General features: G+C 47.3%; 17 protein-coding genes. 5 read left to right on the forward strand and 12 right to left on the reverse strand.

Annotation, left to right across the window (positions count from 1 at the left end):
- Positions 1-66 precede the first annotated feature (66 nt).
- From KIV41_RS03590 to amrS, 4 genes are all read right to left on the reverse strand, one after another.
- Positions 67-1191, reverse strand: coding sequence for a lipocalin-like domain-containing protein (locus tag KIV41_RS03590; protein ID WP_285335693.1), 1125 nt, complete (start codon positions 1189-1191; stop codon positions 67-69).
- Positions 1191-3701: an ABC transporter permease gene (locus KIV41_RS03595; protein ID WP_285335694.1), complete on the reverse strand. Its 2511-nt coding sequence runs from the start codon at positions 3699-3701 to the stop codon at positions 1191-1193. The genes KIV41_RS03590 and KIV41_RS03595 overlap by 1 nt, the downstream gene beginning before the upstream one ends.
- Positions 3688-4410: an ABC transporter ATP-binding protein gene (locus KIV41_RS03600; RefSeq protein ID WP_285335696.1), complete on the reverse strand. Its 723-nt coding sequence runs from the start codon at positions 4408-4410 to the stop codon at positions 3688-3690. Before KIV41_RS03600 ends, KIV41_RS03595 begins: the two co-directional genes overlap by 14 nt.
- A 102-nt stretch (positions 4411-4512) precedes the next feature.
- Positions 4513-5604, reverse strand: coding sequence for an AmmeMemoRadiSam system radical SAM enzyme (amrS, locus tag KIV41_RS03605; protein ID WP_285335697.1), 1092 nt, complete (start codon positions 5602-5604; stop codon positions 4513-4515).
- Between the two features lie 86 nt (positions 5605-5690).
- On the opposite strand from amrS, the gene amrB reads away from it, so the two are divergent.
- Together amrB and amrA are read left to right on the forward strand one after the other, a co-directional pair.
- Positions 5691-6485: an AmmeMemoRadiSam system protein B gene (gene amrB, locus KIV41_RS03610; RefSeq protein WP_285335698.1), complete on the forward strand. Its 795-nt coding sequence runs from the start codon at positions 5691-5693 to the stop codon at positions 6483-6485.
- Positions 6454-7059 (forward strand): AmmeMemoRadiSam system protein A, encoded by a 606-nt coding sequence (gene amrA / locus KIV41_RS03615; protein ID WP_045390559.1) that lies wholly within the window; start codon positions 6454-6456, stop codon positions 7057-7059. The genes amrB and amrA overlap by 32 nt, the downstream gene beginning before the upstream one ends.
- Before the next feature lie 68 nt (positions 7060-7127).
- Here the strand turns inward: amrA and KIV41_RS03620 are convergent, their stop codons facing one another.
- The 8 genes from KIV41_RS03620 to KIV41_RS03655 form a co-directional block, all read right to left on the reverse strand.
- Complete coding sequence (locus tag KIV41_RS03620; RefSeq protein ID WP_010453814.1) at positions 7128-7373, reverse strand: DUF3297 family protein; 246 nt, start codon at positions 7371-7373, stop codon at positions 7128-7130.
- A 119-nt stretch (positions 7374-7492) separates the two neighbouring features.
- Positions 7493-7879: a hypothetical protein gene (locus tag KIV41_RS03625; protein WP_045390563.1), complete on the reverse strand. Its 387-nt coding sequence runs from the start codon at positions 7877-7879 to the stop codon at positions 7493-7495.
- Between the two features lie 42 nt (positions 7880-7921).
- Positions 7922-9913, reverse strand: a complete 1992-nt coding sequence (locus KIV41_RS03630) for a peptidase U32 family protein (RefSeq protein ID WP_285335699.1) — start codon at positions 9911-9913, stop codon at positions 7922-7924.
- 170 nt (positions 9914-10083) lie between these two features.
- Positions 10084-11286: a type III PLP-dependent enzyme gene (locus KIV41_RS03635; RefSeq protein ID WP_045390569.1), complete on the reverse strand. Its 1203-nt coding sequence runs from the start codon at positions 11284-11286 to the stop codon at positions 10084-10086.
- A complete protein-coding gene (locus tag KIV41_RS03640) occupies positions 11279-13111 on the reverse strand; it encodes an IucA/IucC family siderophore biosynthesis protein (RefSeq protein WP_285335700.1) in 1833 nt (610 codons plus the stop codon). Before KIV41_RS03640 ends, KIV41_RS03635 begins: the two co-directional genes overlap by 8 nt.
- A complete protein-coding gene (locus tag KIV41_RS03645; protein WP_285335701.1) occupies positions 13083-14282 on the reverse strand; it encodes an MFS transporter in 1200 nt (399 codons plus the stop codon). The genes KIV41_RS03640 and KIV41_RS03645 overlap by 29 nt, the downstream gene beginning before the upstream one ends.
- A gap of 6 nt (positions 14283-14288) precedes the next feature.
- Positions 14289-16100, reverse strand: coding sequence for an IucA/IucC family protein (locus KIV41_RS03650; RefSeq protein ID WP_285335702.1), 1812 nt, complete (start codon positions 16098-16100; stop codon positions 14289-14291).
- Positions 16097-17308, reverse strand: coding sequence for an acetyl-CoA carboxylase biotin carboxylase subunit family protein (locus KIV41_RS03655; RefSeq protein ID WP_285335703.1), 1212 nt, complete (start codon positions 17306-17308; stop codon positions 16097-16099). The genes KIV41_RS03650 and KIV41_RS03655 overlap by 4 nt, the downstream gene beginning before the upstream one ends.
- A gap of 241 nt (positions 17309-17549) precedes the next feature.
- Here KIV41_RS03655 and KIV41_RS03660 point away from each other — a divergent pair, with 241 nt between their 5' ends.
- The 3 genes from KIV41_RS03660 (at position 17550) to KIV41_RS03670 (ending at position 22849) form a co-directional block, all read left to right on the forward strand.
- Positions 17550-19586: a TonB-dependent siderophore receptor gene (locus tag KIV41_RS03660; RefSeq protein ID WP_285335704.1), complete on the forward strand. Its 2037-nt coding sequence runs from the start codon at positions 17550-17552 to the stop codon at positions 19584-19586.
- A gap of 121 nt (positions 19587-19707) precedes the next feature.
- Positions 19708-21825, forward strand: coding sequence for a TonB-dependent siderophore receptor (locus tag KIV41_RS03665; protein ID WP_285335705.1), 2118 nt, complete (start codon positions 19708-19710; stop codon positions 21823-21825).
- A gap of 100 nt (positions 21826-21925) precedes the next feature.
- Positions 21926-22849, forward strand: a complete 924-nt coding sequence (locus KIV41_RS03670) for a Fe(3+) dicitrate ABC transporter substrate-binding protein (RefSeq protein ID WP_285335706.1) — start codon at positions 21926-21928, stop codon at positions 22847-22849.
- Positions 22850-22900: the final 51 nt, after the last annotated feature.

A 22900-nucleotide genomic window follows, 5' to 3' on the forward strand; every position in this document is an offset into this window, starting at 1 on the left:
TCTCCATGTAATATGCAACAACATAATCGCTATCAATTCCCCCTAATGGGTGAGATGTCACAATTCTCAATACCCCGTCAGCTCCATATATCCCGTTCCAGAATGAGATCCATCAATACGCACTGGACCTTCCCAATAAGGCACAGAAAGCGGCATTTTTGCGTTCGGGTTGAGTGCAGAAACGGTAAGTTCAATTTGCTGGTTAGGAATCGATACTTGCCACTCAGTTGGATAATTGTGGCCTTGGATTTCGGTTTGCTTGGCCGCCTCTAACTGAATGTCTTTTTGTGGGATGGCTATGCTATAACCATCTTGCTGCATCAGTTTTGCGCTGGAAAAACTCGCTTTTCCCGTTTTGGTGTCACGCAGTTGGAATACCACCAAGCTGGTTTCTTCGCTTAACCTCAGTGCGAACCAATCCCAGCCTTGTTGTGAGTCGAGTAAGAACTGCGAGCTCCACTCTCGGTCTATCCAACCTTTGCCTGATACTTGATGGGTTTTGCCGTCGATCGTGACTTGACCGGTGACATCAATAAACGGTTGGCTGTAGTAATACGAAGCCACCTGACCATCGGCACTTTTGGTGCTGTAACCTTGTTCACCTTGTTTTTGATAAGGTGCGGAGCTGGTCAGTTTGAGTGAGTAACCAAACTGCTCTGAATTGGCATTTAGCGTGGCGGGGAAGAGATCGTCGGTTGAAGAGGTCCACTGCCAATCATCGAGATAGACTCGAAATGGTGATGCGTCGACGCCCGCCAGTGCTGCTTGGTCACGAGACCACTTTTCATCAGCATAATGTTTGTCTTGCGTTGTAACCGCGCTATGCGCCATGTAGATTTGCTGAGTTTGCCACTCGGTTTTCTTCACTTCATTTTCGCCTGTTGGCGGCGCAGCAGCGAAGCGAAATTGAGTCCACTGTATTCCGAGAGGATTACCTTCTTCATCAATTAAGTTAGCGGTTAAGTACCACCATTCATGACGAAAATTCGGGTGCGCTTGATGGTCGGTAGGAAAGGTGAGTTCAACGCCCTTCAGAACAGGCGTGAATGGATTACTTTCGGTTTGCGTGTCTACATTGCCCAGCAACGTGCCCATATTTTGCGTGCCCATATTTTTTTGTTGGGCATCTTCACAACCGAACAGGAATAAACTGCTTATGAGTAGAGTAAGTTTGCTTGCTGATTGACTCATTACAACACCTCGCTTTGCAAACTGGACACGACAGGCTTACTGACCAATCGCCACAGCGGAATCAAGGTTGCAATCACCGCCACCAAGATGGTGATCGCCGCAATACTGAGGGCATCACTCCAATTCCACAGATAATTTAAGCTCCAACCAAAAGCGCGTAAGGTGACGATGTCTGTCAGCACATATCCCACCATGGCTCCTAAAGGTAGAGCGATAACCAAAGTAAAGCTGACCAAAGCGACGATCTGTCCAACCACCATGGTCATTAATTTACGACGGCTGACGCCAAGGGCATACAGCCTTGCAATGGCGGCTTTGCGCGCGTCGAGTAACATGAAACAAGCACTGAACAAACCAATCACCGCCACCATCAAAGTCACGCCGTTGAGTGCGCGCGTAATGGCGAAGGTCTGCGAGAAAATATCTAACGCGATGGATTTGATTTGCGCCTGATCGTAGAGCTGACTTGGATGCAGATTCAATTGCTCGCGCAGTTGCTCGTAGACGACTTGTGGGTCACCCGAGACTTTAGTGCCAAGGCTTGTCGGCAAGTCGGTAAATCCGCTCTCTTGCCATAACTTTGGTGATAATAAGACTTCACCGTTGGGTGAGCCGTAATCATGGAATACCGCACCCACAAGCAGGTTCTTATTTGGAACGGCATCAAGCGTGAGTTTGCTTCCCAGAGATAAACCCAGTTTGACCGCAGTAGGTTCACTGATGGCGACCAATTCACCTTGGTAAAAGCGCTGCCAGAAGTTCTCCAAATGCGATTTGAACACCATGGTTTGTTCTAAAGTATCTTTGTCTTTGGTGCCGAGTAAAATGGGTAAGCCTTGCAGGTTATCGTCGACGTAGTATTGCTTGTAGACGGTTTCGACCTTGTCGAACTGTTGCAAAGCACGCTCTACATTAGCGATTTCACCCTGTGCGGGGCTAACGTAAATGTCGGCATGTAGCCTCTGTTCTAGCCACTGTTTTAACGTCGACTCGAAGCTGCCAACCAAGGTATTCATCCCCATATTGGCCGTAACGGCGAGTAGCAGCGCCATCATGGCGAGAGACAGCGGAGAAATCAGCTCGCGCAGTTCAGCAAACAGATACTGCATCAAACCGGAAGTGGTGCGCTTCTCACACCAATTGGCTAAGACGCTGAGTGTTTTGGGTAGATATAAAGGAATCGACACCACAAGCACGCCGAGCCACGCCATAGTGAAGCGGTGATGCTCACTCAGCCATAATCCTGCGAGCGCGAGAGCCGTCAAAGCAGCACCTATCACGAATAATTGGTTTTCGTTAGAGGCTTCAGGTGCTTGATAAAATCCGCCATGAGATGAAAGCGGCTGGCGTACTCGTTGCTTAAAGTGCTGCCAACACGCAAGTAGTGTTGCAGCTAAGGTTAACAGCAGAGCTTGCATCCACCATTGCCACTGCCAAGTCCCGGGAAGGAGGGTCGCACCATAAAGCTGCTCTAAAGTCAGTGCAACGGTGGGATGCAGCCAATGACTAAGCTGCATGCCCAATACAAAACCAACTGAAGCGCCAATGGTGACCAATATAGTTAGCTCAATGAGCAGTGCCGTAAACACGAGCCTCGGTGCAATACCTGCTTGTTGGATTTGTACTAGCAACCTATTACGTTTGAGCAAGCTGTATTTCACGCCGTTGTAAGCAATGAACAGCCCAACTAAAAAGGCGAGTAAGCTCATTGCCGTGAGATTGAGGTGAAAGCTGTCGGTCAGAGAACCAAGATCAGTGCTTTGATTATTGGTGACCCATTGCCCTTGCTCGCCGATGAGGTTCTGCCATTTAGCTTGCTTGTCCCTACCCAGTTTATCGCGAGTATGGAACACAGCAATGTAACTGAGCTGGCCTTGCTTATTGAGCAGCTGCTGGGCAAAGCCAATGTCCATCAACATTCGGCTGCCTAATTGCCATTCGTCAGGCAATACCACCACTTGAGTTGGGATGTCGTCCAGAGTCAGTGTTTCTACTTCGCCTAAGTTCTGATGTTGCGATTGGCTCATCATTACAATCGGCTTCCCAACTAAAAGCTCAGGCAGCGGTAATGCGCTGTCGAACAAAGACACGTTTTGTTGTCTGTCTGATGAATAGCGATAGCGTGACGAAATGGCGGCAATCAACTCGCTACCTTGCACTGACCAGCGACGACCTTGTTCGTCTCTCACTCGTCCTTCGATTACAGGCAAGGTTGCACTGAGACCGTTTTGTCTGAGAGTGAAGTAGAGTGATTCGGGCAGATAGTTTTGCCCAGCTGGTGGAATAATAAGGTTCTGCGCTTGAGCACTGAGTTGCTCGGTGGATTCGGCGTAGCTGCGTTTAGCATTGAGGTTGATGGCTTGCACTGCAACGAAAAGGGTCACCGCCAGTACAATGCCAATTAGAATGGCTGCGGCCTGAAGAGGAGCTTGTCGGTAATGCGCCGCAAACAGGTTCAGTGCGAGTTTGGTGTGTGTGAGCCCTGCGTTCGAGCGTTTAACCTGCTTCATGGCGACGCTCGCGTGTATTCTGCTCTGGAACAGTGGAGGTACCGTTTTGCAAAGCACCGTTTTTTAGACGTAAGCGAGTCTGCATAAACTCAGCACATTCGGGGCTGTGAGTCACTAAGAGCACTGCAGTGTTGCCTTGGGTGGTGATTTCACTTAACAGTTTCATCACTTCTAAACCGGCTTTTTGGTCAAGGTTACCTGTGGGTTCATCAGCAAGTAGAAGTTTAGGTTTGTGAGCTAATGCTCTGGCGATGGCGACCCGTTGTTGTTGGCCGCCGGAAAGGGCAGAAACGTGTCTATCGAGCAGTTGGCTGATGCCTAGTGTCTCGACCAAATAATCGCACCAGTTGTTCCATTTCTGTTGGTTCAAGTGCAGAGGAAAGGCGATATTTTGCTTTACGTTTAGGGGCGTTAACAAATTAAATTGTTGAAAGATGACGCCGAGTTTTTGATGACGAAAGCGGCTCCATTGCGGATCTTTCCAAGCTGCAGTGTTATCGTCATCTAACCATAATTCGCCACCTGAAAGTGGCTCAAAGCCAGCAATAACATTGAGTAAGGTGCTTTTGCCACTGCCACTCGCCCCCGTCAAAGCTACGCTTTCGCCTGTGGCTAGCGTGAAGTCGACACTTTGGAGAACGCAATGTGTTTGTTTGCCATCGATGAAGTCTTTTGAAGCGTGACGGAGTTTTATTAGCGGCCCATTCATGCCATATCCTTATGCCATTTTTTAATGCTTACGAGTTTTCATTCTTTGCGGTTTAACTTAGCGTTGATAAAGCTCATTTACCACGCAAAGTATGACTTATGACTAGCGGATCACGACGGGAATCCGTTTTCTGCCAAATGGGTGGCTGAGTGCTCCAAATCGGCCCGCAAGCTGAAAACCGCAGTATTCACACTGACCATCATTTGTTAGATGGCACTCTCCGAGTTGATACCAGTTCCGAGCTAAGACTTTCTGATGGCATTTGGGGCAATACGTGCTGTCGCCATCTTCGTCACTTACGTTACCCACATATACGTAGTTAAGGCCGTTGTTGAGTGCGATTTGTCGGGCTTTTTGGATTGTGCTGAGCGGCGTTTTCTCTGTAGTCAGCATTTTAAAATCTGGATGAAAGGCACTGAAATGAATTGGAATGTCGCTGCCTAAGTTGTCATAAATCCACCGAGTCATCGCTTCTAGCTCAGCAGTGCTGTCATTCTCACCGGGGATTAGCAATGTGGTGATCTCAAACCATACATCCGTTTCGTGGTGTAAGTAGAGCAGCGTGTCCAATACTGGAGCAAGGTGGCCGCTACAGAGCTTATGGTAAAAGCGCTCTGTAAATGCTTTTAAGTCTACATTGGTGGCATCCATATGGCGGAAAAACTCAACTCTAGGCCTATCGCAAATATAGCCTGCGGTGACTGCGACACTTGATATGTCGAGTTCATGGCAAGCTTGAGCAGTGTCTACAGCGTATTCCATAAAAATGACAGGGTCGTTGTAGGTAAATGCGATGCTTTTACAGCCATGTTGCTTGGCTGCTTGAGCTATCTGCTCGGGCATGGCAGGCGCACCAAGTGTATCGATTTGTCGCGACTTACTGATATGCCAATTTTGGCAAAACTTACAACCTAGGTTGCACCCAGCGGTACCAAATGAGAGCACGGAGCTACCCGGAAAAAAGTGGTTAAGTGGTTTCTTTTCTATAGGGTCAATGCAAAACCCGCTCGAACGCCCATAGCTGGTCAGGGATATTTCACCGTTGTGAGCTTGGCGCACAAAGCATGCCCCTCGTTTCCCCTCTCTTAAGCGACATTGCCTTGGGCACAAATCACAAATGACGCGACCGTCATCCAATCGATGCCAATATAAGGTTGGAAAAAATTCAGGAGGGGATGCAGGAACGGATGGCATGGTGAACTCCCAACGAAATCTGCTTCTATACTTAATGTTAAGTATGGCACTTCACCGACTTTTGTGAGCACGATAAGGGGCTCGGTATGCATGTTCGTCCTCCAGCGGTGGCGGGTCGCTTTTATCCACATTCGCCGCAACAATTAAGCTCAATGATCGAAAGTTGGGAGAGGCCGAGTGCGTGTCGTTTCCTACCAGTGATTAGAGCTATGGTGGTGCCTCATGCTGGTTATATCTACTCTGGTGAAGTAGCAGCAGGTGTGTGCCAGTTTTTAAAGTCGCAAGCCAATAGAATTCATCGGGTGATTTTGCTTGGCCCAAGCCATCACTTCTCTTTTTTGGGCTGTGCGTTGCCGAGTGTAGATTGGTTTTCGACCCCTTTAGGTAATATCGAGGTCGACCGTGAATGGCGTGCAATATTGGCTCAGCAGCAGGATGTGGTGGTGTCTGATGACGCGCATGCCCCAGAGCACTGTCTTGAAGTACAGTTACCGTTGTTGCAAACCTACCTCGGGGCATTTCGTATCTTGCCTATATTAACCAGTCGAATTTCGCCAGCTCGTATGGCGGAGTTACTTGATCCAGTTTGGCTCGATGAAGAAAGTTTGCTGGTTGTGAGCAGTGATTTAAGCCATTACAACTCTTACCGGCAAGCCCAGAGGCTCGATCAGCAGACGTGTGAGCAAATTGAAGCTTACCAAGCGACACTGAAACCAGAGCAGGCTTGTGGTTCAACGGCGATTAACGCGCTATTGCTGTTGGCTAAAGGGAGAGGTTATCAACTCTCTAGGGCAATGTTAATCAACTCCGGTGATACCGAATACGGGGACCAACAACGCGTGGTGGGTTATGCCAGTTATATCGTCTCAGATCCTGAATGAACCAGAACTCACGCAGTTGTTCAACATTGCTTGTGATGCTATTCGTTGCCGATTCGCTGGTCAACCAGCCACGCCACCAAGCCTTGGTGAGTGCCTACCAAGATTAAGGGAAGCTGGGGCGAGTTTTGTGACCTTAAAAGTACATGGAGAGCTGCAAGGTTGCATTGGCACTATTGTCGCTCATCAGCCTCTTGCGCTCGATGTGCATGACAAAGCATTAGCGAGTGCGTTTCAAGACCCAAGATTTACCCCTCTAAGTAAAAAACAATTATCGTCACTTTCTGTGGAGGTGTCGGTGTTGTCATTACCTGAGGTATTGGTTGTTGCATCAGAGCAAGCATTGCTTGGCTATTTAGCGACACATAAAGTTGGGCTTATTTTATCGTGTCGGCAGCGTCGAGCTCTGTTTCTACCTCAAGTATGGGAGCAGTTGCCAAACCCGATTGATTTTCTTCGTCATTTAAAACACAAAGCTGGTTGGTCAGAGTCGTTTTGGGATGACGAGATGGAAGTGAAAACGTTTGTGGTGGATAGTATTGAAGGGCCGTTCAATGTGGAGAGTACACTCTCTTAAAGCAGTTTTATTGGGAACAAATAAAAAAGCCTGAGAGTATTTCTCAGGCTTTGTAATCATTGGCTAGCTTAAACGTAGTACGCTTCAACTTCGCCTTTAAGCTTGATAAGCATTGGGTTACCGAAGCGGTCTTTTGCTTTAGGAGAAGCAATTTTTACCCAACCTTCGCTAACACAGTACTCTTCAACGTCAGTGCGCTCTTGGCCCTTGAAGCGAATACCGATTTGGTGATCGAAGCACTCTTTTACAAAGAATGGGCTGCGTGGGTTGCCAGATAGGTGATCTGGTAGAGCTGGTTTAGCTGTATCTGTCATTTTGTGTGACCTTGAAGTCCGTAAAAAAAGTGCGCCATTGTAGTCAGTGCAAGGCGAGTGTTCAAGATGTCTAAGTCGTAGTTTGAGGCGATTAACATTTACCAACCCAAGATGCGGTCTTAAGCCCGATAAAATTTACTGTCGTTGAACACGTCACGATCGCGCGGGTCGTTCGAGAGGAACATCCATATCTCTTTCATGCTTTGCTCAAAGAACTCTTCCTCATACACCACCATGGAGCAATGTTCACCAAGTCCAACAACGAACGGTTCGAGTGCTTCAAAGCCGATGTTTTCAATGTCGTCAAGATCGATGAAATACAGCTTCTTATCGGTTTTTTGCTCGCTTTCTGTGGGTAATTCGCCTTTACCAAGCACTGAAAAGTTAAGCTCAACGGTTAAACCCGTACGGTTTTGTTTGAGCTCGTAAACTGCTTCTGATTGTGTCACTACGCTGTAGTTCAAATCATCAAAGTAGCTCAGTGTTTCTTGCTTCATAGGGTGCATAAGTCTTCCATACATTTTGCAGTTGAACCTGATGAGATTCGTTTACAAGCCTTTTAAGTATTGAGCGTTAGCCGTCGGGTGAACCGCAGCATTAAGTGCTTTAGTATTCTGCTGATTGTGTTCATTAAGCAGGGCTGTAAAGGCATCAATCAACTCAGGCTTGGTCATCGTGACTTTGGTTTCTGTCTGGATATCGCGCAAGTCGATTAACACGTCAGTTAACAGCTGCGGCAAATCTTGCAGCAATTGTAGGTTCAACACGTTATGTTCGCTGTAGATAGAGTTGTGACTGCCTTTTTGCTTTTGCACCACGTACGGGTTGTCTTTTAGGTTGATGATGGATGTGCGTTTGTCACAACGTTTCAAACAGCCTTTGTTAACCTTAATTTTGCGGCAACCTTCGGTTTGTTGGAACAAACACTGGCGACTGGTCAGCAGTGTGTTCGGGTGGTAAATGCTGTAGTAGCTGCGCATGTTGTGTGGTCGCTTAATGTGGCGCATCTGCTTCATGTTCAGCTCATTGGAGATAAACGCACCGCTTGCGGCGAACTCTTCTTGTAAACATTTGAACGAGTAGGAGTTCACTGTGTTCATCTGCGGGCCCGCAACCCAACCTAATCCTAGCTCTTGAGCCAAAATGCCCACGCCAGAGTTATTGGTGATCGACAATTCTGGCTTCACTACTTCTAAGAATGCACGTGCGGCTTGGTAATCGTCACCAATCAAAATCGCAGGGAACCAAGGTTTCAATCTTGGGTTTGCTTGGAACAGCTCAATCATCGCATTCTGTTCACCCGCCAATCCCATTGGTAGCTGGAAATACACATCGACATTGCTGTCTTCGCACAGTGCGCTATCTTCTGCTGATGAAATCAATACAGATAGCTTAGGTGCGCCTTCGCGCAATTGTGGTTGAGGCAGTGTCGGCAAAGTCGGTACATCAATCGCGCCTTTTAGGCTGCTGCTAGAGGCTTGCGTTGCAGTTACATCAAAATCTTGAGTCTTCTCTGCTACCTTCTCAATAATTGCGGTTTTGTCGTCGTAGAGTTTCTTCTTCACGCCTTGCACATCATCGGCGGATTCGCATTTGTAGATCTTTGAGAAGTGTTTTACGGCGTGATCGCGAGGGTTGTCGATGTACATCGCTTTACCGAAATCACCTTGCAAAAACGCGTTGGAGAAATCGCGGTTAAAGACGGTGTACAATTCTGTGGTGTCGTTCGACAGCTCGACGCCATCACACAGACGATCAATCTGTTTACGCCAGTTATCGACCACGGTGTACACGTAGTGGGATTTCTTAATGCGGCCTTCCACTTTCAACGAATACACGCCTGCATCAGCGAGTGCTTCTAAATCGCCAAATGCCGAGTTGTCCTTCATGTTGAGTGGGTAGCTGTTGCCTGTTTTGGTGGTTTCGTATTGCTCACGGCAAGGCTGGCTGCAACGCCCACGGTTGCCCGAAGCGCCGTTACGCGCAGAACTGATGTAACAAATGCCAGAGAAACCGATGCAGTAAGAGCCGTGCACAAACACTTCCATCATCACATCATGCTCACGACCAAACTGAGCCAGATGCTTGATCTCATTGATGTTCAGTTCACGAGAGATGTTCACACGGCTTGCCGTTAACTGATTCAGGAACAGGATTTGTCCTTCGTTGTGCGTGTTGAGTTGGGTTGAAGCGTGTACGTCTAAATCTGGGAAATGGTTCTTGAGAATGTATGCCAAACCAAGATCTTGCACTATCACGCCATCAATCGCTGTGGTGTTTAACTGGCTGAGCAAACGCACGATAGCAGGGATTTCACTTTCCAGAATTAACACGTTGAGAGTCAGGAAGATCTTACATTTGTGCTGATGCGCAAGCTGCAACACGCCATTCAAGTTATCTAAGGTGAGGTTGGTTGCTCGGTTGCGCGCATTAAAGCGGTCTAGTCCGCAGTAAATGGCATCGGCACCTGCAGCAATAGCCGCTTTGATGGAATCCAGGTCGCCACCTGGCGCTAATAACTCAAATTGATCGCGTGTCACTCTTTCACTCTTATTCAGCTAGAAATTCAGCACGTATTCTACGGGGTTCAAAAGTGTGATCTAGCGCTAGTTAACGCTTTATTAATCTGAATCAATTTATTATTACTAGATTGTCAGAAGTTGATAACAAAAAGCCCCCAATCGTGTGGGGGCTGCTTTGCCGTTTCTAATCAGAAATAGTGGAACACCGGTGGTTCATGCATCAAAAAGTTCTGATGGGAGATGTTCCATGCATAAGCGCCAGCTAGGGTGAAAACCACATAATCGCCAATGTCGATCTGTTCAATATGTTGATTGCGTGCCAGTACGTCTTTTGGTGTGCATAGTTGGCCAACGAGAGTCGCTTGTTCATGGTGTATTGGCTGCGAGATAGTTGGTGGCAATTTGTTTTTCACAATGGTAAACGGATGATCATGACTTTGTGCAGCTGGTGTGCGGAAGTGATGTGTGCCTCCACGGGCGATGATGAATCTCTCCCCAAGGTTCTGTTTAATATCCAACACTTCCATTACGTAATAGCCACAAGGTGCAGAGATGTAACGCCCACATTCAAAGCGCAGTTTCCAGCCCTGAATTTGCTCTTTGGCGATAAGGAACTCTAACTTGTCGCAAAACTCCATCCACGGAAAATGCTGCTCAGGATTTCGGTAGTTGATTCCCATGCCACCACCAAGATTGATCATCAATTCTCCTAGCTCAAACTTCGCTTGCCAGGCTTTGACCACTTGGAAATAGCGTTGCATCAATGCAAGGTGACGATCGACATCAAGCTGATGCGACATAAGGTGGAAGTGGAAGCCTTTTAACTTTACTTGGGGGTAGTCACGCAACAAAGTCAGGGCATTGTTCAGTTCTGTTTCATCCAATCCAAATGGGGTAGGCTTTCCGCCCATTGCCAGTTTGCTTAAGGTGATGTCACCAATATCAATGTTCATCCGGAGGAAAATTGATACTGGGCGCTTGAGTGTTTCCGTCAGCGAGCCAATGCGTTGTAACTCGGTTAGGCTTTCAACGTGAATCGCCTCTATATCGAGCTCAATCGCCTGTGCTAACTCACTCGGCATTTTTCCCGGTCCGCCGAAGATTAGAGGTTTGTTGAGTTGCTGCTGGTGGAGGTGGGAGAGTTCTCCGCCTGAGGCCGCTTCAAAACCATCTACGTATGGTGCCAGTGTCTTTAAAACGGGAGCTGAGGGGTTGGCTTTTGCGGCATAAAACAGCTCAACGTTTTGTGGTAGCACATGACGCATTTGTTTGATGTGCTGCTCTAGCGCATTGAGGTCATAAAGGTATGCACACAAGGGTTCGGTTTGCTGTTTAGCTAAGAGTAGGACTTCGGACTTAATCTGTTCAGGAAGCGCAGTAGAGTTAAGCATGATCTGCTCCTTGACGTTGAGTTATCCATGGCGCTTTCACTCGTGTGTAGCTGGATTCTTTATCTGCTTTTTGCATTAAGCGCGTGGTGAAGTTGTTCTTACTTGGGAAGTGTCCGCCATCGAGCAGAGAGCTGAGTTCTGGTTGTTTACCATTGACCGATTGCCAACGTGTTATGGCACTAGCGACCGAATTCCACAGCGTTTGTTCCAGTCCTTGGTTTCCCTCTGCAATGAAGAAAATTGCTTCACTGATGTTGTTGATAAAGGTGCAGTATCCGATGCGGTTCCAACCTTGTTCTCGGCTGTAGTAAACCGATTGGCGCGTTCGTTCTGATAGATGGCTCAATGTTTCTTGTGGCCAAAACTCTGGCAGTAATTTAGTGCCCTCTAAGTCTCGAATCCAGACGCAGCACGGCATATCCTTTTCAAAGCCAATCAGGGTGTTTTGCAAGTGGGGTTCAAATGCCACACCATGTTTGAAGTAATAGTTAAACACGCCAGGGATGAGGCAATGAAGGTAGCGTTCGAACCATAAGGTAGCGATGTCGGTGTATTGGCTTCGAGATACTTTTGCTTTGCTTTTTAATTGCTTGGCAATACAGCTATTGCCGTTTTTATCGTAGGCAAATAGTGCTCCAGCTAAGGTTGGTTGCAAGATATCAGTTTCACTCAGAGTGAAGTTTTCTCGATATAAAATGCCAAACGATTCGCGAGCTTTGGTCACCTCTTGTTCTTGCTGTTTTGCGAGACTCGCTAGATTGAGCGTGGTTGCATAAGGTTCGGTCATTACCTTGAATACGGGATTATGCAATTGTTCGCTTTCTTTGATTGGGTGCAGAATCGAGGTTAGTTGTACGGCGCTATCCAGTTCATACCAAGCATTCTTACGAACACAGTTGGTTAAACGAACGTTGATGGAGAACTTCGCAAACCAATCCATATCCGGATGGTAAAGCGTGCGCACTGAGGATGTTGGCAACATATGTTCGCCGCCTAAACCAAGAGGGGTAATTTTGCCTTGTTCAATCGCCAGCTTGACCAATGGGTTTTGCAAGATGGTGTAGCTTTCCCAAGGGTGACAAGGGTAAAGCATGGTGGCTTTTGTACTCAGTTTTTCTGGAGCTAACTGTTCCAGCATTGCTTGTGGCGCTGCGCGGTTATCTGAACTCAAAACATCCAGTAAATCGCTGTCTACTTCAAACCAATACAAAGGTACTCTTGCTCCCACTTCAGGTGAACATGCGAGCAAATCATCCATGCTCACACCTGAACGGCTTTTCGGGGTGGGGTGGAAAGTGTGTCCCCAAATTAAAGACTGCTCAGATGCGATAAAGGCATTGTGTTGCTGAGGTTGGTTGTTCGAATTTAGAAACTGCTCAGTGATCAATAAGCTGTTTTCCATCTGTTCAACTAACTCATGGTTGAAAGGGATCGCCAGCACTTGTTTAAGGTAATTGAGCAGCAGCGTTAGTGTTTGTTGACTGGTATTAAGTTTGCACCAACTTGCGCCGGGCATTTTCGCCCAAGGCATATCGGCAAGCTTCACTTTACCCAACCTGCTTGCGTACTCAACGGGCAGGACAAGCAAACTGTCTTGCTCGGAGAGGTGAATGGTCACAAGTTGTTGCGAGGTATAGTTTCTTTTAAGTGTTTGCGGCAGTGTGGTCGAGTGACATTGCCATTCAACTTGTTGATTTGGTATCGCGTATTCACGCAAGTAACAGTTTAAAATGCCCATAACGGTGTTGAGTTGGGCTTTCTCATGGTTGAACTTGACTCGGTTTTCAGCCAAGTGGTCAGTCGGAGAGGATGGAGTGTGTAACATGTTGATGTCCAAATTTTGAATGGATAATCAGCGCAATGAGTGTTGCGATGCTGACTAACGCAGAAAGTAGGAAAGGAACCTCAAGCCAGCCCAAGCTAGAGATGAAAGATGCACATAACCCTGCGGCGACACCACCCCATTTCGACATCGCATCAAAGCGTGAAAATACTTTGCCGCACAGTTGCCGGTCGAGTTGTTTGGCCAATGCTTGGTGTAAGCCTTGATAGCAGCAAACCATGCCAAGGCCAAAGGTGAGGCGAGCGCCGATGAGTACAGCTTCATAGTGAACCAAGTGCATGGCGGTGCTGAGTGAAAGCAAGCCAAAGCCCAACCACAAGGTGCGCTGCGGCTGGTGGCCATTGATGTACTCCGACCAAAGATGAGCTTTCCCAGCCAACAAGAGATAAACGCCGTGTGGCAGCGCGTACAAAAATCCAATCCATGCTTGGTTTGTGGTGCTGTATTGCTGCACATATGGCGAGAAGTACGGGAAGGTCACAACCATGGAAAAAGCGAAGCTGAACTGAGCGCCGAACACCCAATACAGAGTACGCAGCGATTGGTTTTTATTGCGCTGAGTTTCTTCAAAAGCTTGGTTACGAACAGCCGATGGTTTTATCGTTTGATCAGCAGGCAGTGTTAGCGTGATGGCTAGCGCTAGCAAGGGCATAATGGACAACCAGAGATAAGCATTGAGCGGATTGGTTTCCGATAGACCCCAGCCCAAGCCAATTGGGGCGATGATCAGGGCTAAGCGAGCCGATAGTTGAGTTTTATTAAGCGACTTGCCAAGTGTTTTAGCATCTTCAATCTGGCTAGATAAATAGCTATTAGAGGCGGCCATCGTGCCGCCAAAGGTTCCTTGAACGATAAGACCAAACACAAACATTGTCAGGTTGTTCGCCAGGCCACATATAGCGAAGCCTGCTGCAAGACCAAGTTGAGCACGCAGCAGTGAACGGCGTCGGCCATATTTATCTGCAAACTGTCCCCAAAACCTTGCTGCCACCGCAGTACAAAAGGTGGGTAAAATAAACAATACCCCAGCCCAATCGGTATCAATCTGCGTGCCGAGTGTTGGTAAAACTACGGGTAAGAACAAAGGCATACCGAGAGCAGCAAACGCGGAGATGAAATGGCAAAGCAAGACGCTGTAGATGAGTTTGGTCATAATGGGTTAGCTCGCGCTCTGTTTGATAGCAGCAAGATAAGCCTTTTGTGCTTCCTCGCTGGTAAGCAGCAAGAAGTTGGGTGCGGACAAGCCATAGAACTTATTAATATCGCTTGCGCCAGACGCCTCTTTTGATAGCAGACTGCCTGAACTCAATAAATATTTGGCATACAAATCTGGCGAATCGAACAGCAGTTCGTGTGCCAGTTTGGTATCGTGGCCTGATTTACGCAGAGAGCAAAGCTGCTGAGACAGGCTGTGTGCGACAATGGCATACAGAGAAGCTGAAGAGGTGATCCCATTTGTAGCCATTGCTTCCACTATTGCCGCAATATCCAATTGTAAAGTGATGGTGGTAAACATCTGCCCAAGCGCCAGTTCGTCATCTACTGTAATGCGTTGGTCCAGTAATTGATCACATTTAACCGGAGAGTACTGCTCAAAGGTGTTAAATCGCTCAGGCCAAATTCGTGCGGCATCGTTGTCCTTCATCGCCAACATCATTTTTCCCTGTTCATTAAACGCGATGATGGCGTTTTGCTGATTAGATTCCAACGCAATTCCGTAGCGAAGCCATAAGGTGAGGTGCACTTTGCACAACAGATCAACGTAGTCTTTAAACCAAGCCAGAGTGTCCTGCTGGTAGTACTGCTCAGCAAGGTGTTCTAGGAACAATCGGCCATCTGGCATAGGACTCGCCAGTGCAGCAACTGGAACCAGCGCTTTATCTTGGCTAAGGGTGATTGGATACTCACGTACGATGTAAGCGAAGGTTTTGTCCTCACCAACATGACCGCCGTGCTTTTCATTGCAGTGGAAAAGCGTGCCGTTCAATGTTTGATCGGTTTGTTCTAAATGAGTAAGCAGGCGTTCAAACCAGTGGCCGTCATAGAGAGTGGAAGGTTTGATTAGGCGTATATTCTTAGTGCCTAATGAGCGCATGATTAATGGAACTTTAATGTGAATATGCGGCGCTTGGTTTACGACCACCGTACGTACAGATAAGGTTGGTGTGACATCTAAGTAGGCAGTGGGTGCTGCCAACACGCCTTCAGGTAAGGAGGTCAAGCTTTGCAGCGTTAACGGATGAGCAGGGAATAACACATGGCTCTGCGCGAAGTCTGCCGGTAACCCGACTTGCTCCATCGTTGGCCAGCATTTGGGCTGTGAGCTGGTAAGGGTTACCAGTGATTTCTCAATAGCTAGCCAACGTAAGGTAAAGCTTTGCGCAAACTCAGGAGCGTATTGAGTGAGGTCTTTATCACTCAAGCCAAATTTGGCGCGAGCGGTTGGGTAGTATGGGTGATCGAGGTAAGAGGCGATCTGATCGGCGCGCAACAGTTTTTTCTCCCAACTGTCGAGCTGAGAAATAGGCTGCATCAGTGAGTCAGAATGTTGTTCGAATGCGTTATCACACAAGCCTTTGTGCTTCTCTGCGCATGCTAGCTCCTGTAAGTAGCCATCCAATAGGGAATGTGAGCTTTCATGAGCGCTTGCCTTGAGAAATTCAATCCAATTTTGGTAGTGCTGCTGTCGTTCTACAAGGTCATTTCTTTCAATTATCCAGCCATCGCATATTGAGTCATCTTGCTTTCCGTATATCCAGCGTTGCATGTAATAGCTCGGTTTAACCGGTAGGTAGAGAGTGAAATCTGCACCTACAAATGTCAGCCAGATTTGTTCACGTGGATAAGAAGTGACCCCCAGATTGATTGGGAGTTTAGTGATGAATCTGCCTCGAGATAGTAAGCCAAATAAGTCTTCGCGTAAGCAGGTATCGATCAGACGTTGAGTCAGATATAAAGCGTTTTCGTTCATGCGGTCACCTCGTTGACAGGTGTGAGATTAAAGCGAGATAGGGCGCGCTGCAGTGTTGCTTCTAGTGGTTGACCGGAAGGTGACGCAATCGAAATTCTTGCCAAGTAATCTTTGTTGGAAAAACTCTTTTGGAAGTAGTCGCCTGTTTTTTTTAGCACCTGCTGTTGAGTGACGATATCACCGTCTTGATGGATGAATGACGTAGATGTGCCCTCAATATTGCCACTGTGTGGGGCGACTAGGTAACGTACCTGAGCACTGCCATCGATGCGAAAATTACGGTCGAGTTTGCTACCAAGATGAAGATTCAGGATGGTGGTGAACCAGCTGCCTCGGCTAAGATTGTCGAGTAAGAACTCTCGTCCGTCACCAATGCTTCGGTAGTTGATTTCGACTAATACCGGCCCCGATTCCGTCACGATAAATTCACTGTGACAAACACCAAAACCAACACCGAACGCTTTCAGCTGACGTAAACACTCGTCGCGGTAATGGAGGCTGTTTGCACCATTCCAACTGGCAGCAGTTTCAATAAAGTACGGAGGAGGAGAAAGTTCAACATCGAACCCGCCAACTGGAATCAGTTCTTCTCCGTCACCCAGGGTTTCAACTGTGATGAGTGGGCCTTGCAAAAACGCCTCCACCAAAATAGGGGCCGCTGGGTGTTTTTGCCAAAATGTATCGCAATAACTATCTAGCTCCGCTTGTGAATCGCAGCGCTGTACATCCAAACTTGCCACTCCTTCTTTGGGTTTTGCCACCACAGGGAAGGTAAAATCAAACTCGGAAACCATATCGCGATGAAGCAACACATTTTGAATGTTGGGTAACGATTTTTCGTTGAGCATCTGACGGGTTAAATGTTTGTTTTTGGCTTTAAGCGTGACTGTCCAGTCTTTTGCCGCAACACCAAAAAACTGAGCACAGATTGCCGTCGAGGTTTGTAGGTGATCACTGTTACTGAAAACAGCATCGGGCTTAAGACCTTGCTCCGTTATGGTCTCGATAAGCTCAAGAGGGTTGAATACATCACATTCCAGAATGCTGTCTGGATTGAAAAGGTCATCGTCACTGGCCAGTTTTAGGTGGTTGAGCTTATGGTCAGTGATCAATACGACGTGGAGACCCATCGCTTTTGCTGCAGGTACGAAGCCGTTAGTAACTGCATCATTGACGACATGACTCACGATGATCATCGTAGATTTCATGGGGCTTTCCTAATTTTCTAACGTTGTTTGCTGTCTGCTCACAGCCGGCTTCCAATCAGTCTCTTTTGAGATTTTGGGACAGAAGCACTAGTTATAATTTTGTTTGTATTAATTATTTTTTATTACCCTGATCACATAGGGCAAACAAATATAGATCATTAAATTTATATTGCAAAGCTAAATGATATTTGTTTTCATTCGCAACCGTTGGCAGTTTTATAATCAAAAACGGAATTAGAAAATGAACATGAGATTGACCTTGTCCCCTCTCGCATTAGCGATTGGAGGAGCATTGACCGCAGCAGCAGCGGCTTCGAATGTGCAGGCGGAAGAAGGTGTTGTGGCAGATGAAACACAACAAGTGATCGGTCATCAATACGAAGGCTACGCAGAACACATGCCGCAATCGGGCACTAAAACTGACGTGGAGTGGTTAGATGTGCCGCAAGCCGTTTCGGTGGTTACTAAGACGGAAATGCAAGATCGCGGTGCAGTTCGTTTGGTAGATGCTTTGGATGGTGTTGCTGGTGTGAACAACACGTTAGGCGAAGGTAGCCGAGACCAGTTTGTTATCCGCGGATTTGATGCGCTTAATGATATGTACCGTGATGGCATGCGTGATGATGGCACACTGCAATCATATCGTAGCCTAGCAAATATCGAACGTGTCGAAGTGGTGAAAGGCCCAGCTGGCGCGTTGTATGGTCGAGGATCGGCTGGTGGTGTCATCAACTTGGTGACGAAACGAGCAAATGGTGACAAGTTTACTAGTGTTAACGGTAGTGTTGGTAGTAATAGCCAATTTGTTGGGCAGATCGATAGCTCAATGGCCTTTAGCGACAAGGTCAATGCGCGAATCAACTTAGAATATCGACAAGCGGATTCTTACGTTGACCATGTTGATTCGAATGATTTCTTCATCGCTCCGACTATCCGAGTTTTACCTGCGCAGGGGCACACGGTTGATTTTGATGTCGAGTACGCACACCAAGAGCTTGTCCCTTACCGTGGGGTGCCATCGAAAAATGGTAAGCCAGTAGATGTTTCCGAAAGCACCTTCTTTGGTGGCACCAATGACTACCAAAAGTCTGACAGCATTCGCATTGCGGTTAATTATGAATGGCGTTTGAATGATGAATGGGCATGGACTAACCGTGCGTCTTACAACCATATTGAACTTAAGCAAAAGGGTACGCGACAGGGAACCGTAACTGATAACGAAGTTTCTCAAACTGTGAATAACTTTGGTTATGACCCTCGCACCACGACAACGCTACAGTCAGAATTGGTTTGGGAGACAGAATCAAACCAATTGATGATCGGTGCCGACTTTAACCAGATCAATATCGATCTCACCTTGGCGAGCAACAAAACATTACCACCCAAAAATATCTATGACCCTATCGTAGGGCCAACGCCAGATCCAGGTTTCAAGCCTTTCCGAGACAACACAACAACCACGACAGGTATTTACATTCAGGATGTATACACCTTTGGTGACTTGTCAGTGATCGGTAATGTACGTTACGACTCGATGGATCTTGAGCAGCAAAAAGCGGGCGCTACAAAAGAAGATTTGGATGACAACAAGGTTAGCTACCGTGCTGGTCTGGTCTACCGTATTAACTACGACATGTCGGTCTATGCAAGCTTAGCTCGCTCATGGCAATTGCCTTACTCGGGCATTTACATCAATCCCAAACTGGCGGAATTTTTCCATACAGATCTGAAAGAAGTCGGCGCAAAAGCCTACTTGTTGGACAACGCTTTAATGCTGAATGCGGCGATCTTCCAAATTGACCAAGAGCAACCACAAACCAACGTTGATGGTGATGTGATCGATAAGATTGAAGCTCGTCACCAAGGTATTGAGTTGGAAGCTCGCGGTCAGATCAATGAGCAATGGGATATCTCGGTAGGGTATAGCTACCTTGATGCTGAAGATAAAGATACGGGTAAAAAACCAAATGATGTATCTGACCACTTGTTCTCACTTTGGAGTACTTATCAGCTCGACGATAACTGGCGTTTGGGTGGTGGTGTGAAATACGTTGGGGACCGTTATGCGGGCAATGACGAAGCTGTCGCCTTGGGTGATTACACCACGGTTGATTTGATGGCTGCGTACACAGCTGGTCGTCATAAAATTCAAGTCAACGCTTACAACATTTTTGACGAGAAATACATCCTTGGCGCGACCAATGGCAAATCTGGCTTAAATCAGGTTGGTTACGGTGCTCCTGCAGAATTTATGCTCACTTATGGATACCAGTTCTAAGGCCTCATTGGTTTTTTGACGACTCAATCGTCGATGTTTCACCTCATTTCGAGGTTATTTAGCCCATCGGGTCAAAACAAGATTATTACTTTGACCCGCACCTATCTCAAAGGAGATTCCCATGCTTTACCAGAATTTGGATGGTAAACCTCAAGCGCAGTTGCGCCTTAGCGTCCTTGCAACGGCCATTGCATCTATCACATCCATGAGTGCATTTGCCGCTTCAGAGCCTCAAACAAAAATCATGGAAACCGTTGTTGTAACAGGGAGTGTTATTGGTAACTCAGAGTTGGAAGATGTGAAGGAATACCCAGGTGCCCGCACTGTTTTGACTAGCAAACAACTCGAAAAGACGGCTGCGCATTCTATTGATGCCGCACTGCAGAGCGTGCCGGGGATCAAAGTACAAGATGAAACTGGTACGGGTGTACTGCCAAATATCTCTGTTCGTGGCTTAAAGGCGAGCCGCAGTGGCCATGCTCAATTCTTGATGGATGGCGTGCCACTGACTCTTGCTCCCTATGGTCACACTGGGCAATCTATCTTCCCTGCAACGTTATCTATGTTGGATCGAATCGATATTGTTCGCGGTGGTGCCGCAGTACAATATGGTCCGAACAACGTAGGTGGTGTAATTAACTTGGTCACCAAACCGATTCCAAACACTTGGCAAACTGAAATCAGTAACCGCCTGACAGTGTTTGAAGCAGGTGACACTCCGCTCAACGATTTCTATCTACGAACTGGAGGTTGGCTGACGGACACTTTCGCTATTCAACTCGAAGGTAACTTTTTAAAAGGCGAGAGCTTCCGAGAGCATTCTGATACTGACGTAAAGAACTTCCAAGCCAAGGCGCAATGGCTACTAAGCGATACGCAAGAGCTACAAGCCTTCATTCAACGTTACGATGCGGATACGCAAATGCCGGGCGCGTTGTCTCCGGAAGACTATAAGAAAGACCGCACTCAATCGAAACGTCCGTACGATGAGTATCAAGGAAAATCAACGCGTTGGAGCGTGAAGTATCTGCACGATCTCAATATTGCTGATAGTGCAGAGTTAGAGGTGCTGACATTTGGGCACAATTCTGAGCGTTTCTTCCAATGGGGCTTTAACAGTGCTGGTGGGCATTGGGCCGACCCATCTCTGCCATCAACCGATATTCGTACCTCTCCGCGTGAGTTCCGAGTTTATGGGGTTGAGCCAAAGTTGGCGATGTACTTCGAAGGCAAATCTGTTACGCAAAACTGGATTGTGGGTGCTCGTTACGTCAATGAAGACATCGACTACAAGCTGACTCAAACTCCAATTGAAGGCGGAGAAACCAAAGTACCGCGCGATTGGCATTTGGAGACGGATGCAATTGCGGGCTACATCAGCAATGAAATAGGTCTGTTTAATGATGCATTAAAAGTTACTCCAGGTGTCCGTTATGAATCTGTCGACATGACGTTTGATGATTTAGGCAAATCTCAGAGCGCAGACAACAAGGTAACGGAATGGCTTCCTGGCTTGACGGTAGCTTACCACTTGACGGATCAGTGGGTAGGGTATGCCAATGCTCAGAAATCACTGCGTGCTCCGCAAATTGCTTACATTCGTGGTCTTGGTGAAGAAGGCAGTGAACTTGCGTGGAACTATGAGTTGGGAGCGCGCTATAATCAAGAGACTACTAGCTTTAACGCCGCACTTTACCGCATTGATTTTAAAGACCAACTGCAATGGCAAAGTGCAACTCAAACCTTCGATAATATCGGTAAAACGCTTCACCAAGGTATCGAACTTTCTGGCCGTTATGTTCCGAAAGCGCTACAAGCTTTGAGCTTAGGTGCGAGTTACAACTACTTGGATGCAACCCTAGAAGAAAACGGTCCAAACAAGGGTAACCAGCTGGCTTACACCTCTAAGCATCAGCTTAGCTGGGATGCGACCTACACCTTTACTGGTATTGATACAACCTTGTCAGGCTACTACTTCAGCGATGCATACGCAGACAATGCGAACACCAGTGATGAAGATGTAACGGGTGCTAAGGGCAAAGTGCCCGCTTATATGGTTTGGAACTTCAATCTTGGTACCGATTTGTACAAGGATGACAAAGGCAAGTTGCGTATGAATGTTGCGGTGAACAACCTGTTTGATGAGGACTATTACTTCCGTGGCATTGATACCAGCCCAGTTGGCCGTTATCCAGCGCCGGGACGTTCTTACACATTGGACCTAAATTACCAGTTTTAAGACATCGAACTTTGAAGATTAATTGCCTTAAATCTTTGGGCATAAAAGTCGCCAATTGACGTTGGCGACTTTGACGATCTTGGCGTTGGAGAAAATAAATATGATAAATGTAACTCGACTCCCGTCTGCACAGCGGTGGGCAATGGCCTTTGCTTTGTTGCTACTGAACTTGCTCTCTTTCTCAAGTACAGCAATGACACGAGTCGTAGAGGATGAGCAGGGGCAGTTTGAGATAGCTACTACGCCGCAACGAGTGGTGGTTTTGGAGTTTTCTTTTGTGGATGCGCTCGCAGCTGTGGGTGTTTCACCTATTGGGGTGGCAGATGATAACGACGCTTCTCGCGTGATCCCCGCAGTACGCGATTTAGTTGAACCATGGCAATCGGTCGGAATGCGCTCGCAGCCAAGCTTAGAAGCGATTGCTATACTCAAGCCGGATTTGATTATTGCAGATGCCGAGCGGCATCGCACCATCTATCAAGATTTGCAGCAAATTGCACCAACATTACTGCTTAAAAGCCGAGGTGAGACGTATCACGAGAATTTGGAATCCGCTCGCAAGGTGGGCGTTGCTCTTAATAAACAAGCAGAGATGGAGCTTCGCCTGCAATTGCATCGTCAAAGTATGGCTGCGTATAAGCAGCAGCTCTCTCTGAAACAAACCATCCAATTTGCAGTGGTCTCGGACAAAGGTATGTGGCTGCACAGCCCTGTATCTTATGCCGGAGGGGTGCTAACGGCATTAGGTATAGCCAGTCCAATCACTCAACCAAGTGAGCAAGCCTATCTTCCGACCAGTTTTGAATTACTGCTTAAAACCAATCCTGATTGGTTGCTTATTGGAGCGTATTCGCACCCCAACGTGGTGGATGATTGGCAGAGTAACCCGTTATTCAAGCTACTCACGTCAGCGAAAAAGCAACGTATTATAGAGGTGTCCCCTGAGTTGTGGTCACTCAATCGAGGCATGCTCGCTGCAGAGCAGATGGCGACAAATCTAGAACGGATTGTGGACGCGCCATGAGTGATATAACGATGCCTAGCGGCCGCTCTCGTCTATCTGTGTTTCCATGGC

The organism is Vibrio sp. D401a, from assembly GCF_030248515.1.
Taxonomy (GTDB): domain Bacteria; phylum Pseudomonadota; class Gammaproteobacteria; order Enterobacterales; family Vibrionaceae; genus Vibrio; species Vibrio rotiferianus.

Coding starts and splice junctions, on each gene's coding strand:
- KIV41_RS03590 (WP_285335693.1), bottom strand. CDS start 1,191: ATGAGTCAATCAGCAAGCAAACTTACTCTACTCATAAGCAGTTTATTC.
- KIV41_RS03595 (WP_285335694.1), bottom strand. CDS start 3,701: ATGAAGCAGGTTAAACGCTCGAACGCAGGGCTCACACACACCAAACTC.
- KIV41_RS03600 (WP_285335696.1), bottom strand. CDS start 4,410: ATGAATGGGCCGCTAATAAAACTCCGTCACGCTTCAAAAGACTTCATC.
- amrS (WP_285335697.1), bottom strand. CDS start 5,604: ATGCCATCCGTTCCTGCATCCCCTCCTGAATTTTTTCCAACCTTATAT.
- amrB (WP_285335698.1), top strand. CDS start 5,691: ATGCATGTTCGTCCTCCAGCGGTGGCGGGTCGCTTTTATCCACATTCG.
- amrA (WP_045390559.1), top strand. CDS start 6,454: ATGCCAGTTATATCGTCTCAGATCCTGAATGAACCAGAACTCACGCAG.
- KIV41_RS03620 (WP_010453814.1), bottom strand. CDS start 7,373: ATGACAGATACAGCTAAACCAGCTCTACCAGATCACCTATCTGGCAAC.
- KIV41_RS03625 (WP_045390563.1), bottom strand. CDS start 7,879: ATGCACCCTATGAAGCAAGAAACACTGAGCTACTTTGATGATTTGAAC.
- KIV41_RS03635 (WP_045390569.1), bottom strand. CDS start 11,286: ATGCTTAACTCTACTGCGCTTCCTGAACAGATTAAGTCCGAAGTCCTA.
- KIV41_RS03640 (WP_285335700.1), bottom strand. CDS start 13,111: ATGTTACACACTCCATCCTCTCCGACTGACCACTTGGCTGAAAACCGA.
- KIV41_RS03645 (WP_285335701.1), bottom strand. CDS start 14,282: ATGACCAAACTCATCTACAGCGTCTTGCTTTGCCATTTCATCTCCGCG.
- KIV41_RS03650 (WP_285335702.1), bottom strand. CDS start 16,100: ATGAACGAAAACGCTTTATATCTGACTCAACGTCTGATCGATACCTGC.
- KIV41_RS03655 (WP_285335703.1), bottom strand. CDS start 17,308: ATGAAATCTACGATGATCATCGTGAGTCATGTCGTCAATGATGCAGTT.
- KIV41_RS03660 (WP_285335704.1), top strand. CDS start 17,550: ATGAACATGAGATTGACCTTGTCCCCTCTCGCATTAGCGATTGGAGGA.
- KIV41_RS03665 (WP_285335705.1), top strand. CDS start 19,708: ATGCTTTACCAGAATTTGGATGGTAAACCTCAAGCGCAGTTGCGCCTT.
- KIV41_RS03670 (WP_285335706.1), top strand. CDS start 21,926: ATGATAAATGTAACTCGACTCCCGTCTGCACAGCGGTGGGCAATGGCC.